Annotated in this window: 10 protein-coding genes; 4 read left to right on the top strand and 6 right to left on the bottom strand. The window is 29.2% G+C overall.

Translation table 11 applies throughout. The features are described from left to right. Positions 1–186 precede the first annotated feature (186 nt). A complete protein-coding gene (locus FH779_RS08795) occupies positions 187–582 on the bottom strand; it encodes an NUDIX domain-containing protein (RefSeq protein ID WP_180904374.1) in 396 nt (131 codons plus the stop codon). Between the two features lie 166 nt (positions 583–748). On the opposite strand from FH779_RS08795, the gene FH779_RS08800 reads away from it, so the two are divergent. Genes FH779_RS08800 through FH779_RS08815 form a run of 4 tightly spaced genes read left to right on the top strand, consistent with a single transcriptional unit; the run spans position 749 to position 7,572 of the window. Next, positions 749–3,448, top strand: a complete 2,700-nt coding sequence (locus tag FH779_RS08800; protein ID WP_180904375.1) for a TonB-dependent receptor — start codon at positions 749–751, stop codon at positions 3,446–3,448. 27 nt (positions 3,449–3,475) lie between these two features. Continuing rightward, entirely contained in the window at positions 3,476–4,804 is a 1,329-nt protein-coding gene (locus FH779_RS08805; protein ID WP_180904376.1) for a DUF4876 domain-containing protein, read from the top strand. A 13-nt stretch (positions 4,805–4,817) separates the two neighbouring features. Continuing rightward, positions 4,818–6,416 carry a DUF6850 family outer membrane beta-barrel protein gene (locus FH779_RS08810; RefSeq protein WP_180904377.1) on the top strand — a complete coding sequence of 533 codons (1,599 nt, stop codon included), beginning with the start codon at positions 4,818–4,820 and terminating at the stop codon, positions 6,414–6,416. Between the two features lie 7 nt (positions 6,417–6,423). Beyond that, the gene (locus FH779_RS08815; protein WP_180906825.1) at positions 6,424–7,572 is read left to right on the top strand and encodes a cytochrome-c peroxidase; all 1,149 of its coding nucleotides are present in this window, start codon (positions 6,424–6,426) and stop codon (positions 7,570–7,572) included. A gap of 57 nt (positions 7,573–7,629) precedes the next feature. Here the strand turns inward: FH779_RS08815 and FH779_RS08820 are convergent, their stop codons facing one another. The 5 genes from FH779_RS08820 to FH779_RS08840 are packed head-to-tail and all read right to left on the bottom strand — an operon-like array spanning position 7,630 to position 15,315. After that, positions 7,630–8,919, bottom strand: a complete 1,290-nt coding sequence (locus FH779_RS08820) for a TolC family protein (protein WP_180904378.1) — start codon at positions 8,917–8,919, stop codon at positions 7,630–7,632. Positions 8,920–8,929: 10 nt separating this feature from the next. Next, complete coding sequence (locus tag FH779_RS08825; protein ID WP_180904379.1) at positions 8,930–11,329, bottom strand: ABC transporter permease; 2,400 nt, start codon at positions 11,327–11,329, stop codon at positions 8,930–8,932. Positions 11,330–11,331: 2 nt separating this feature from the next. Further along, complete coding sequence (locus FH779_RS08830) at positions 11,332–13,752, bottom strand: ABC transporter permease (RefSeq protein WP_180904380.1); 2,421 nt, start codon at positions 13,750–13,752, stop codon at positions 11,332–11,334. Positions 13,753–13,774: 22 nt separating this feature from the next. Further along, on the bottom strand, positions 13,775–14,593 hold the full coding sequence (locus FH779_RS08835; RefSeq protein ID WP_180904381.1) for a GIN domain-containing protein: 819 nt from the start codon (positions 14,591–14,593) through the stop codon (positions 13,775–13,777). Positions 14,594–14,604: 11 nt separating this feature from the next. Continuing rightward, positions 14,605–15,315, bottom strand: coding sequence for an ABC transporter ATP-binding protein (locus tag FH779_RS08840; protein ID WP_180904382.1), 711 nt, complete (start codon positions 15,313–15,315; stop codon positions 14,605–14,607). Positions 15,316–15,317: the final 2 nt, after the last annotated feature.

A 15,317-nucleotide genomic window follows, 5' to 3' on the forward strand; every position in this document is an offset into this window, starting at 1 on the left:
CAATATAATATGAACAATATATGATAAGCTAGATTATTATTATTTTTTAATGTTTGCAAATTATAAAAACCAGTTTCACCAAAAGCTTATTGATTATCATAAATAGGTAGACTTTATTATTCAATTTAACATAATATATATTATAACATTATTATTTCTATGAAATATTAATGTTAATAATCTTTATTATGTTAAGTAGGAAAGTAAACAATCTCCTATATATATATTTTTTATAGAATTTAGATATCCTTTCGGAATATCCATATGTTCTAATTCTTCTAGATTAAATAATCCAAAATTTGAATGTTCAATACTATTTGCATCAATTAAATATGCTACAATAAATACAGTTTTATTTGGAACAACCTCAAAAACCCAAGAATCAACAATTTTTGAAACTTTAAACTTTATATTTAATTCTTCATAAATTTCACGTTCAAGAGTTTCTTCTGGCAATTCATTTGGTTCTAATCTTCCTCCAGGTAATTCCCATTCATTTCGATTATTCTTAACCAATAAATATTTACCATTTATTCTAATTATTCCTTTTATGGAAATTGGAACTAAATATTCTTTATACACTTCTTTTCATCTTTGTATAAATTTAATCATTTTCTATTTAACATAATCTTAGATCCGATAACATTACTTCTTTTGATTAATATTTAATGTTTTATTAAAATATGATTTTTATTCTATTGCTATTTAGATTAATTTAAAATAAATTTGCACCACAATTTTCTTATTGATGAAAAAAGGTTTATTAGCGCTCTCACTATTGGGTACATTTGGTTTTGTAAATGCACAACGAATTATTACCGGAACTGTAACCGACGAAAATGGTAAAAAATTATCTAACGTACAGGTTCAAGATCCACAAAGTAAAAGATGGACACAAACTAATTCTGACGGAATTTTTACAATCGAATTAACGAACGAGAATACTAATTTGTCTTTTTCTCAAAAAGGAAAAGAAACACAAGAAATTGTTGTAGATTCTTCAGAGAATAACGTTTCGATTATTCTTTATAATCAAACTTTACGATTAGAACAGGTTAATATTTTCCCGAAAAAGAAAAAAGAATATTCAGAAATTACGCTTGGTAAAGAAGCGATAGAAAATGTGCAAGCGTTTTCGTTAAACGAAGTTTTGCAACAATTACCAGGACAAGTTACAATGGATTTTAACAACAACGAATTCAAAAATGTTGTTTTTAGAACTGCGATTTCTTCAAATAATTTGGGATTATCAGGAAGTTTGTCGAGTAATACAAATAATGATCGTAAAGATTATTTTCAGAATAAAGCATTTGGGACGTCGATTGTAGTCAATGATATTCCAATTTCGAACAACGAAAATATGCAAGCGTTTACTTCTTTATCTGGTGGTGGTTTCAATGATTTTAACAATCCAAGTTATGGTGTCGATTTGCGTCAAATTACAACAGCTAATATCGATGAAGTAAAGATTATTCAAGGAATTGCTCCTGCAAAATATGGAGATTTAACTTCAGGATTAATCATCATCAATTCTAAAGTTGGTGCAACTCCCCTACGCGCTTCTATTTCGATGTTAGATGCGACGACAGAATATAATGTATCAAAAGGTTTCAAGCTTAATGATAGAAATTTCTTGAGTTTGTCGGGTAATTATTTGGCTTCTAATGAAGATGTTCGAGATAATTTGAAATCCTATAATCGTATTACGACAAATGCAGCGTGGAAATCATCGAACAAAATCAATACGTTGGTTAATACTTTAGAAGGAAGTTTTGCAATCAATAATGATAAAATAAAATATGATCCAGATGATATTTCGGATCCTAAAATAAAGAATGATAAGTTCTCAATTCGATTATCTAATAATCTGAAATGGAACTTGAAAAAAGATTGGATTGACGCTTTAAATGTTGATGCAAACATAAGTTATGAAAAGCAAAATTCGAAAGAAGAACGTTGGAATAATGTAGCAACTGCTGCAGTTACAACTTCTACGGAAAATGGAATTTCTGATGCGATATTTTTACCAAATCAATATAGGTTTGTCAAAAATGTAGAAGGAATTCCCATGTCTACTTTCTTGAATATAGAAGGTGTAAAAAATTACGAATCTAAAAACAATTGGAACCATACCTTTTCTGTTGGTTTATCTTCTCGATCAAGTTCTAATAAAGGTCGTGGAACATATACAGACGAAAATACAACGCCTAACTATTATACATTAAGCGGTGCAAAAGGAGGTTTGGGTTATCGTGATTATAATTTCAAAAACACCAAAACTCAATGGCAATTGTCTGTTTACGCAGAAGATAGAATTGTGAAGTTTGGCGAAAATGATAATGTTTTCAAATTAGATTTAGGTTTTAGATTTGATAATCAATATGGAAATAACACATTTCAACCGCGTATAAATACATCTTACGCGTTCAATAAAGTGTTTAGAATTCGTGGTGGATACGGAATTGCTTCTAAAGCACCTTCGTTAAATCAGTTATTTACAGGTGATCGAATTTATGATCGTTTGTTGGGAGACGGAATTTATTATGTCAATAATAAACAATATGGCTGGATTGAAACGTTTCTTTTGGAAGGAAATAATTTAAATTTGAAACCAAGTAGATCTTACAATTCAGAAATAGGTTTTGATGTTAATTTGCCTTTCGGATCATTAAATGTAACAGGATATTATAATCAATTGAAAGATGGTATTTCAAAAGTTTATCATGCAGCAACTTTAGAAGGTTCTACAATTAGTGTGGACACGTCTACTTCTACTCCAACCTATTCTGTAACTGGAAAAGAAGCTTATCAAATTATTTATAATACTTTAGAAAATAACTTAGAATCGAAGGATAAAGGTATCGAAATGTTTATGAATTTTAACCGAATCAAACCTTTAAATTTAGATATTTCGGTGAATGGTTCGTACACAAAAACAACAAATAATAAGCCTGTTTATGAATATGAAGCTTCTACAAATGTTTTAGCAAAAGAAAAATATGCTGTCTATTATAATCCAAAATCGAATGATGAAGCTTTAATGTTTGGAACAAATTTTAATTATCATTTGAAAAAAGTTGGATTGATTTTATCTCTTCGTACAGAACACATTTTTATTCAAAATCATGATAAATACAACAATAGAAATCCAATAGGATATTTGGATGAAAATTCTGTTTATCATGCAATTCCTGTCGAAGATCAAGGAAATACAGATTTGTACGGACATTTGATTAAAGCGCCACAAAAAACATTAGCAGAATTACAAAATTCATTGCATAATTTCCATTTACGTATTTCCAAAGATTTCTTAAATGGATTCAAAGTATCTGTTTATACAACAAATGTTTTAGGCTTAAAACCTACTTATATCAACGATTCTGGTGAAAGAATTGTTTCAAAAATAGCAAAATTTTCATTGGGAGGTAAAATTGAATATACTTTCTAATTCTAAACAATTTCAAAAAAGATTATTATGTTAAAAAAATATATACTTCTCACTCCTATTTTAGCAAGTTTATTATTTAATTCTTGTTCTGATGATGATTTTGGAAATTCAGCGGTTCAACCCGTTACATTTACAACAAAGGTTACTTTTGATAGTGATTTTGATGCTTCAAAATTACCTGTAAATGCGAAAACAATTCTTAAAAATACACAAACAGGAATGACGTATGAAGCAGTTACCAACAGTAATGGTGAAGCGGTTTTTCCTCAATTAATTCCAGGAACATATTCAGTGAATGTTAGTTTTTCCTTGACTCCAACAGAGTTTGAAACTTTATTTGGATATGATGCTGGAACAGAAGATAATATTGAATTTAATGGATCTGCGCAAAATGTGAGTGTAAATTCTTCAAATATTTCAATTGCTATCGAGTTGAATTCGGCTAAAATAATTGGTGGTTTAATTTTAAAACAAATCTATTACGGAGGTTCTGATATCAAAGAAGGCGCTTTGTTTAGAGATCAATTTATTGAGATTTACAACAATTCGAATGAAGTAATTTATGCAGATGGTTTAATTTTTGCGCAATTATTTGGTGCTAATACAGTCGAATCTCAATCATATTCTCAAGCAAATGGGCAATTAGATTGGTCCAAAGGTGAAGGAAATACAAAAGGTGCTGAAGCGAATACGGGCTATGTTTATGTTTCGAATGCGGTTCGTATTCCAGGAAATGGAACGACTTATCCAGTTCAACCAGGTCAAAGTATAACAATTGCGCAAACGGCGATAAATCATAAAGGAAATTATACCGATGCAAATGGTAAAGTGATCGAAATTCTAAAACCAGAGTTAACGGTCGACTTATCAAACGCCGATTTTGAGGTAAATATGACGAGTTATTTAGGTTCTCAATATTCGTATGATATTCAAAATCCTGCTGTTCCCGATTTAGATATTGTGTGGTGGGCAAATGGAAATAAAGATTTATTATTAGACAATTTAGGTCGTCAAGCTTATATTCTTTTTAGAGCTGATGAAAATGAAATAAATGGTTTTGGTAAGGTAAAAAATCCGTCAAATAAAACAACGTATCAATATTTACAATTGCCGAATGATTTTATTTTAGATGCTGTAGAAACAACTCAAGATATGGGAACTAAATTGGTTCCTAAAAAACTACAAAATAAACAAGATGCTGGTTATGCTTATTTAACAGCGGGTTCTTATACATCAACATCCATTATTCGTAAAACTCAAAAAACAATTAATGGTCGTATAATTTTGAAGGATACAAACAATTCTACAAACGATTTTGTAAACATCAAAGCTGAACCAAAGATTTTTGCGCAATAGAAATTAAAAAAACATGAAATCAATTGATTTAACAACATACGATAACAAATTGTTGAAAATTGTTTCTTTTGCGTGTTTACTTTTCGGAAGTACATCATTTGCACAAGAAAATGATTCGATAAAAGTAACTTCTAACGAAGCTGAACAAGTTATAAAGGATTTAAATTGGCAATTACCTGTTGCGACACATTCTTTACCGATTAAAGATTATACGCATACTGGAATTTATTTCAGTCATAAAAACAATCAATTTGCGCGTAAACAAACAGCCGAAGAAACAAATCGTTATGGTTTTTTGAGCGAAGGTTTGTACACAACAGAAAATGGTTTTAGAATTTTTGGAATGATTGACCTACAGAAATTCAATGAAAAAAATTTATCATGGAATCTTTCTGACGAGCGTACAGATGAACAACAAGTGCTTTCTCCTCAATATTTCTACGTTCCGCGTGCAGCAGATTGGGATAATCAACAATATTTGATTCGTGGTGGAGTTTCGAAAAATTTTGGAAACTTAACATTAGCTGCTAAAGCCGAATTGAATGTCAACAAAATGGCGCGTAAATTAGATCCTCGTCCAGAGATTAAAAACAATCAATTGGTTGGAGAAATTCAAGTTGGTTATCAAATTTTTGATGGACATCAGATTTTTGTTTTGGGTGCATATGGTCGAAAAGATAAAGATTATAGTCTAAAGTATAAAGGTAGAAATCAAGATGTAGAAGAAAATTCGAGTACCTATTTGCGTTACATGGCAGGTTATGGTCGCGAAATTAATAACCCATTGAGAAATTCAATTAATAACGAAAAAACAATCTACGAATATTTTACACGAAATATCATTTCAAAAATCGGTGGTGGATATCAATTTAGTTCAGACAATACAAGGTTGATTTTAGGTTACAATTACCAAGAAAATCAACAGCGAATGTATGATAGCAAAACCAAAGAAGATAAGTTCTTTATCTATGTTTGGGATACCAACGAGCATTTTGCTTATGCGAATTTTATGACAAAATTTGATAACAATACAATCAATGCACGTTTAGATTTTTCGAGAAAAGATGGCGAAAATTACGATGTTTCTATTGGCGGAATGAATTATCAAAATCGCTTACAAAATCTAATTTTAGATGTTAATTTAGCAAATCGTGATCTTACAAAAATGAATTATTTTCTTGGTTTCAAAACAAGCTATAATCAGAACAAATATTATGATGCTTTAGCGATTTACGACATGAAAATTAAATCGTTGGATGTTGGTATTTATGGAAATAAAGATTTGATGTTGAAGAATAATTCGAAATTAAATGTCGGTTTAGCTTTTAATTATTATGCATTGTTGGATTCTTATTTTGATTATACAAAAATGACTGGAATCAACGAAGATACTTTTTACAACAATGTTGCGGCTTATGATTATGCGTACAATACAACCAATCATTTTGATGCTTCAACGTCCATTCGTTATATTTTACCGGTAAAAAACTACAAAACTATCGAACTATATACGCAGTTAAAAGGTATATTTGCAACAAATAAGAGCAATTTTTCCGAAATCAATACAGATAATACGTATTTAATGAATTTCGGAATTCAATTAAATTATTAGAATGAAGATGAAAAAAATGCTTCCAATCGTTGCATTTGGTGCGACTACTCTATTTTATGCGTTTAACAGTAACAAAATAATCGATCAAGGTTATACAGTTACCGAATTACGTACATTGTATAGTAGCGGAGATCAGTCAAAATGGCCAAAACCAACTGTGGACGAAAGTGTTTTGAAAGATGGTTTTGAAGATATTGGTACATTAGGCGAAGTTCCTTTTCCTAAAGATAATCCATATTCTAAAGAGAAAGCTGAGTTAGGAAAATCCTTATTTTTTGATCCTCGTTTATCAAATTCAAATCAAATTTCTTGTGCAAATTGCCACGATCCTGAGTTGAATTGGGGCGATGGTCGTCGTGTGCCTTATGGTGAAGATCGTCAATTGGGAGCGCGTAATTCGCCGAGTTTGATGAATGTTGCTTACTCAAAAGTAATGTTTTGGGATGGTCGTGCAAAAACATTGGAAGAACAAGCTGAATTTCCGATACGTGATAAAAAAGAAATGAATCATCACATTGATTTTGCAACAAAAAGAATTGCTGAAATTAATGGTTACAAAGAATTATTTAAAGCCGCTTTTGGAGACGAAAAAGTAACGAATGACCGTATTACAAAAGCGATTGCAACCTTTGAACGTACAATTTTATCTCCAAAAAATAGATTTGATAAATTTATTGCAGGAAAATCGGATGAATTAACTGATCAAGAAATTGAAGGTTTACATCTTTTCCGCACAAAAGCGCGTTGCATCAATTGTCATAATACAGCGTATTTTTCGGATAATAAATTTCATAATATTGGTTTGACATATTATGGTCGAGAATACGAAGATTTAGGTTTATACAATACAACTAAATTGGCTAAAAATGTTGGTGAATTCAAAACACCTTCATTACGAGAAGTTCCTCAAAATGCACCTTATATGCACAACGGACTTTTCCCTACAATTCGTGGCGTAATCAATATGTACAATGCCGGAATGTTTCATTTTCAACCAAATGAAAAACAGAAAAATGATTCATTATTTCCAAAAACAACAGAGTTAGTTCAGAAATTGAATTTAACTGCTTCGGAAATGGATGCGTTAGAAGCTTTTTTGATGAGTTTGAAACAGAATCAATACAAAATGCGTCCACCGCAATTACCAAATAAATAACAACTTATAAATAGCAAAACGACTCAATTTATTGAGTCGTTTTTTGTTCTGGATAGTTTAATTATCAACTAAAATTTTTAATTGATTTTGAATAAATACTTGACTCAAATTATTATTGAGTTCATTGTATTTTGATTGCAATACTTGATTTTTAGACGATTTGTAAACCGAAGCATCAACTTTATCAAACTTATATTTTGTTTCTGTAGTTTGAAAAGATTGTTCAGAAGCTTTTACAATTTCAATTAAAGATTTCGTCAAATCTTCCAATAAATTCAGTTTTTTTAATTCAAGATTGACCAAATCATTTAAACGTTTTTCTTCTTTATTTTTTTGCGCTTCATTCAATTGCAATTCAATTTTTTTCAATTCACGTTGTTGCGCTGTATTTCCTCTCGAATAAATCGGAATAGAAAGATTCAATCCAATATATTGGCTTTTGTTGTCTTTTAATTGATTTCCAAATTGAAAATTTGTATCTGCTAAACTCTTAATTTTCTGCGCATAAAAAGTTCCGTATGAATAATTTAAAAATAAACTTGGTACATATTTCCCAAATAACTGCTTATATTCTTCATTGATTTTCTTTGTATTCAACTCAAATTTTTCAATAGATGGATAAGTTGAAAAATTGAATTCATTCAGATTTATTTCATCTAATAAAGGTTGTTGTAACACCATATTTTCTGGTGAAACACTTGTAATATTCAGTAATTGAATCAATTCAGTTTTACTTATAATTTCATCATGTTTAGATTTTTCTAAATCATTTTGTTCTTGAAGAACGATAACTTGAATATCATAAAAATCACTTTTCGGACGCTTCCCTTCTTTTACTTCTTTCGAAATTCGAACAAATTGTATCTGAGAATTTTCCATTTGAGATTTCAAAACATTTTGCCATTCTTGCAAAGCCAAAACCGCCATATATTTTTCTAAAACCAACAAATCATATTGATTTTGAATTGTTTTCAATTCAAGTTTTTCTAATTCGATATCATAGTTTTGAATTGTTGTTTGATTTAATTTAGAAAAATCAAACAAATTAATTTGAGCATTAATTGATAAATTATCTGATTGAATATTAGAAGGTTCTCTTGTGTTAGTTGAAGGGTCAATTGATGAACCAAAATTATATGCATGAGAAACTGAAGCATCAATAGTTGGTAAAAATTGCGAAGCAAAAGAACGTTTTGTTTTCACTTTTTGATCAATTTTTATCGACTGAATTTTAAAATCAGGTTGATTTTCTCTCCCTAAATTCAAACAATCTTCTAACGTTAGGTTTTGCGCTTTTCCCAAAAATGAGAAAAGCACAACCATTAATAAAAAATATTTAGCATTCATAAACAGAGAATTATTCGTATTTCAGGTAATTTAAACTATTGATTCGAGTAGCAGAATAAGCTTTTATTAAAACAACAATTAAGGTTAAACTCAATAATAAAACAAAAGCAAACACATAAATCCAGATTGAGATATCAATGCGATAAGCAAAGTTTTCTAACCATTTTTGCATCAAAAAATAACTTGGTAAAATTGCAAGTGCAAAACCTATAAATGCGAAATAGATGTATTGTTTTGATAAAATTCGTAGTAAAGAAGATGTTTCTGCGCCTAAAACTTTTCGAATGGCGATTTCTTTGTATTTACGTTCGATTGTGTATGAAGAAAGTGCAAACAATCCAAATAATGCGATTGTTATCACAATAACATTCAATATCTTGAACATTTTTTCTTGTTTTGTGTAATTTTCATACGAACGTGCAAACTGTTTGTCGATAAATTCATATTCGAACGGATAATCTTGATCAACTTTGGCTTTCCAAAACTTCTCGATTGCAGCAATTGTTTCGCTTGTATTTTCTGCATCAACTTTGATATAAATTTGACTAAGATTATTTTGCAACCAATCGACTGTATTTACGTTGATAAGCATCATTGGAGGAATTTTATTTTCTGGACTACCAATATTGAAATCTTTTACAACTCCAATAATATTAAACTTATATTCGTTCCAATCAACTTGATCTCCAATTGATAAATTTCCTAATTCATTCATCGCTGTTTCGTTCAAAATGATGTTATTAACCATATCTGAAGTGATTTTTGAATTGAAATCTCTTCCGTTTTTCAGCTTAACTTTCATCATTGATAAGAAATTGTAATCAACTGGAACATTTTGAATTTGAATACTTTTATCCTGAAATCTCATTGTAGAAGAATTCATTGCATTATTTCCAAACTTAAATGCTGTAGCATTTACATTTTTCACTCCTTTTATCTTCAATAAATCTTGTTTGATTACTTTATAAAAATCTAAACGTTTTTCTCCTAAATCATATCTTCTCAACGTAAGATTTATAATTTGATCACCAGAAAAACCAAGATCTTTTTTACTCATATAATTTACTTGTTCTGTCACTAAACTTCCAGCAACAATAAAGAAAGTAGCAATTGTAAACTGAATAATTAACATCAAATTTCTAATCCAAATTCCATTTTTGCTTCTTGAGAAATTCCCTTTCAAAACATTCAATTCTTTAAAATTTGAAACATAAATCGCAGGAAAAATACCGGCAAAAAGAATAACGATTAAAAAAATTAAAACTAGATAAGGAACAAATTCAATGAGATTAATTGATAAATTTTTATTAATCAATATATTATAACTTGACAATCCTATTTCTACCAATGTAAGTGCTAAAAGAACAGAAAAAAACGTTGTAATCGCAGTTTCGAACAAAAATTGCCAAATGACATTTTGCTTTGAAGCTCCTAAAACTTTTCGGATTCCAACCTCTTTCGCGCGACGAATAGTTTGTGCTGTCGAAAGATTGATGTAATTGATAATTGAAAGCAATAAAATTAGAATTGACAAACCCAGATTAATTTTCAGGAAATTAAGATTTCCTTTGTCTTCTGGAAATCCTGTCACTTCTGCTTTCAAACGACTATCTGTTATTGGTTGTAAATATCCTTTCGTTAACCCCGATGTTTTAATGTATTCATCGACAGAAATTCCTCTTAATTTAGCATATCTCTGTACAATATTTTCATAATAAATCTTATTAATAGATTTTTCTACAACTTCTTTATCATTAGGATTTTTTAATTTAATCAATAAAGCATAGGTAAAATTATTCCAATCATCAATATTGAGATTTGGTGAAGAAATTACATATTTAGGTAAAAACCCTGAATTATTTTTCAATTGATAAACACCATAAATGGTTAAAATTTCTCCATTAAGATTTTTGATTTGTTTATTGATAGGATTTTCATTTCCAAAAATTCGTTTTGCTTCTTGCTCTTCAATCGCAACTGCATTTCTATTATTCTTGAATTGTTCTTTATTTCCTTGGACAAAATCAAATGGAAAAAAATCGAAGAAATTATTCCCTGTGATTGCAATTTTATTTAATAATTCTTTCTTCTGATTAATGATATAAAGTTCTGATGAATAACCAGGTTGATAGAACAAAGTTTCTTCAATTTTATCCGATTTTTCTTTTACCAACTCCGCCATTGGACCAGTTGTAGAAGCTATTTGTAAGTCAGGTTTTAAAAATGTGATTAATTCAAAAATTCTATCTTTTTCAGGATTCCATTGATCGTAACTCGTTTCATCTTTCCAATACAAGGTCGAAAAAATGACACCAGCAATTCCGATTGCCAAGCCAAGAATCGTAAGAAATGTAAATCCTTTGTTCTTGATTGTATTTCTAAAATATATTTTAAGCCAATTATTAAGCATATTTATTCGTATTTCAGATAATTTAAACTATTGATTCGAGTAGCAGAATAAGCTTTTATTAAAACAACAATTAAGGTTAAACTCAATAATAAAATGAAAGCAAATACATAAATCCAGATTGAAATATCAATGCGATAAGCAAAGTTTTCTAACCATTTTTGCATCAGAAAATAACTTGGTAAAATCGCAAGAGCAAAACCTATGAATGCGAAATAGATATATTGTTTGGATAAAATTCGTAGTAAAGAAGACGTTTCTGCGCCTAAAACTTTACGAATGGCTATTTCTTTGTATTTACGTTCGATTGTGTATGACGAAAGCGCAAACAATCCAAATAATGCGATTGTTATCACAATAACATTTAAGATCTTGAACATCTTTTCTTGTTTTGTGTAATTTTCATACGAACGCGCAAACTGTTTGTCTACAAATTCATATTCGAAAGGATAATCTTGATCAACTTTAGCTTTCCAAAACTTCTCGATATTATCTATGGTCTGTTTTGTATTATCAGTATCTACCTTAACCAAAACATCTTGTAAATTGTACGATAACCAATCAACAACTTTAAAATGGAAAAACATCATTGGTCGTATTTTATTTTGCGGTTCTCCTAAATTGAAATCTTTTGTTACACCAATAAGCTTCAATTTTTGTCCATTCCATTCAAATTCATCATTCAGTTTCAACGTTTCTCCAAAATATTTTTTCGCGGTTTCATTTATTAATACATTCGAAATTGTATCGGACGAAATCATTGGATTTAAATCTCTTCCTTCTTTCAATTGAATTTTCATCATATCCAAAAAACCAAAATCAATTCCCATATTATCTGTCACCAATTGTTTTTCTTTTACTCGAAAACTTGTATTAGACATAGCTCCAAGAGAACCAAACTTGAATGCAGTAGCATTTACAGCTTGTACACCTTTAATTTTTAGTAAATCTTGTTTGAAACTGTTATAAAAATCAAACTTTTTATCAGCTAAATCTTGTCTTTTAAATGGAATACTGATTACTTGATTACCTGAGAAACCTAAATCTTTTTTTGAAATGTAATTCATTTGTTGAATAACAAGAGTTCCTGCTACAATAAAGAATGTAGCAATTGAAAATTGTAAAATCAACATTCCATTTCGTAACCAAATTCCATTTTTACTTCTTGAAAAATTACCTTTTAAAACGTTCAGTTCTTTAAAATTTGAAACATAAATAGCAGGAAAAATTCCAGCAATAACAACTACGATTACAAAAATTACAATCAAATATGGAATAAACGAAGTAATATACAATTCTAAATTTTTATCAATTAATTGATTATATGTAGGCAAAAAAACTTCAACAAAAGCTAATGCAACAATAAATGACAAAACTGTAGTTATTGTAGTTTCTATGATAAATTGTAAAACAATATTTCTTTTTGTAGCACCAACAACTTTTCTTATTCCAACTTCTTTCGCTCTTCTAATTGCTTGTGCAGTCGAAAGATTTATATAATTGATAATCGATAAGATTAAGATTAAATAAGATAACCCTAAATTGATTTGTAAGAATAGTTTGTTTCCCATTCCTTCTGGTAATCGAGAAAATTTTGCATTTAATCTTGAGTCGTTTAATGATTGAAACTTTACTGTTACTGGTTCATAAATCTTTACAAATTCTTTTACAGGTATCCCTTCGTTTTTTGCATTTTTTAAAGTATTATTTTCATAAAAAAGTTGTGTTCCTAATTTTTCAACTTCTTCTTTATCAGCAGTATTTTTTAATTTGATAAATAATCCAGAACCATAATTACCCCATTGATCTTTTGTGTCTTCTAAACGCGTATAGATATTTGAAATAACCATTTTAGGTTGAAAACTAGTATACTTGTTTGTTTTAAAAACTCCATAAATAGGCATTTTTCTACCATCAAAAGTTGTCAAAGTTTTTCCAACAGGATTTTCAGTACCAAAAATTTTAGCTGCTTCTTTTTCTTCTAATGCAACACCATATCTATTTTTTCGAAAATCATCTACACTTCCTTTTACAAACTTGAATGGAATAAAATCAAAAAAATTCTGATCTGTACTAGTAATTCCAGTAACATAAACTTTTTTATTATCTACGTAAAAAGTTTCTTGTCCATACCAACCTTCAAACCAGCAATAACTTTCTATCTTATCTGATTTTTCTTTTAAGTAACGAGGCAAAGGTTCAACACTTGTAGGCCAAGTTTCACCACCTTTTTGAAATACAGTTAATGTTTCAAATACGCGATCAATATTTGGATTCCATTTATCGTAACTCGTTTCATCTTTCCAATATAAAGTCGAAAAAATAACACCAGCAATTCCGATAGCTAAACCAAGAATTGTAAGAAATGTAAACCCTTTGTTCTTGATCGTATTTCTTAAATATATTTTAAACCAATTTTTTAGCATCGATTATATTATTTTTTTCGAATTAATAAGAATCACCATTTTCATTCAAAACTTTAGAAAGCTTATCACGCTGAATTGTTATATCAGTTGGTAAACCTTTTATCGTAATTTTACTAGCCGTATTTGCATCTACTAAAAGTTTTTCTGAAACCCAACTTGTAATTGAAGAAGCATTATTTGCTATCAAATTTGCTCTTGTTGCATTCAGTTTTTTCAAGTCTGAAATGGATCCACTTGTCGCCTTTATATCTAATTGTTTAGTTTCTCCTTTTAAAGAAACTATTGCTCCATTTGAGATATTAATCGTTGTATTTTCTGAATTGATTTTTGATTCCCAAATAGATCCAGAACTCATTTTAGAAGTTATAGTTTTAGAGGTGATATTTCCATTCAATTGAGCACCAGACGACAAATCAATCTCTAAATGATCGGTTTTTAGAGATTTAAAAACGATTTGTGCTCCTGAAGTTTCTTTAATTCTCAATACATTTGATTTAAAATTATCTTCAAACGAAATTTTTGAGCCAGAAGTCATCGAAATCTTTTCTAAAGCTATACCATAAACACTTATATCAATCTTTGAAATTGTAACATTTGGTTGGTTTTTAGTATCTATATAAACTTCTAAAACATTATTTTTTGTACTTGTAATAATGTAATTTAAATTTTCTTTTTTATCTGTCTCGACAATTACTTTTGGAGAATCTGAGTTATAATAATTGATATTTACGCCTGATTTACCTATAATTTCGTTAAAATTTTCAATATTTCTTGATTCTGTAACTTGAGCATTCAATAAGATTGTTGTCAAATTGAACAATAGAAGAATATAATTTTTCATGGTTTGTCAATTTAAATTTTAGTTTTCTCAAAAACATTTACATTTTTCTGATTCATTTTTTCAGAAAGAATTTCACCATCTTTCATGGTAATAATTTTATCAGAATAAGCCGCGTCATGAGCTGAATGCGTTACCATCAAAATTGTAGAACCTTGCGCATGTAAATCGGTCAAAAGCTCCATCACTTCATTTCCATTGATACTATCCAAATTTCCTGTTGGTTCATCAGCCAAAATTATTTTAGGATTAATCACCAAGGCTCTTGCAACTGCAACACGTTGTTGTTGACCACCAGAAAGTTGCTGTGGATAATGTTGTAAACGATGAACAATATTTAATTTTTCTGCAATTTCTTGTACTCGTTTTTTTCGTTCTGAGCTCGAAACTTTAGAATAAATCAAAGGCAATTCGATGTTATCATAAACTGATAATTCATCAATTAAGTTGAAATTTTGGAAAATAAATCCTATATTTTCTTTTCTAACTTGAGAACGTTTCGATTCGTTTGCATTAGACATTTCAAGATTATTCAACGCATAACTTCCTCCATTGAAAGAATCCAATAATCCAATAATATTCAATAATGTAGATTTTCCACAACCCGAAGGTCCCATGATGGAAATAAATTCTCCAGAATTGATTGTTAAATTAATCCCATTCAAAGCTTTTGTTTGAACATCTTCTGTAATAAATATTTTTGATAAGTTTTCTATTTTAATCATGA

Source organism: Empedobacter falsenii (assembly GCF_013488205.1).
Lineage (GTDB): Bacteria > Bacteroidota > Bacteroidia > Flavobacteriales > Weeksellaceae > Empedobacter > Empedobacter falsenii_C.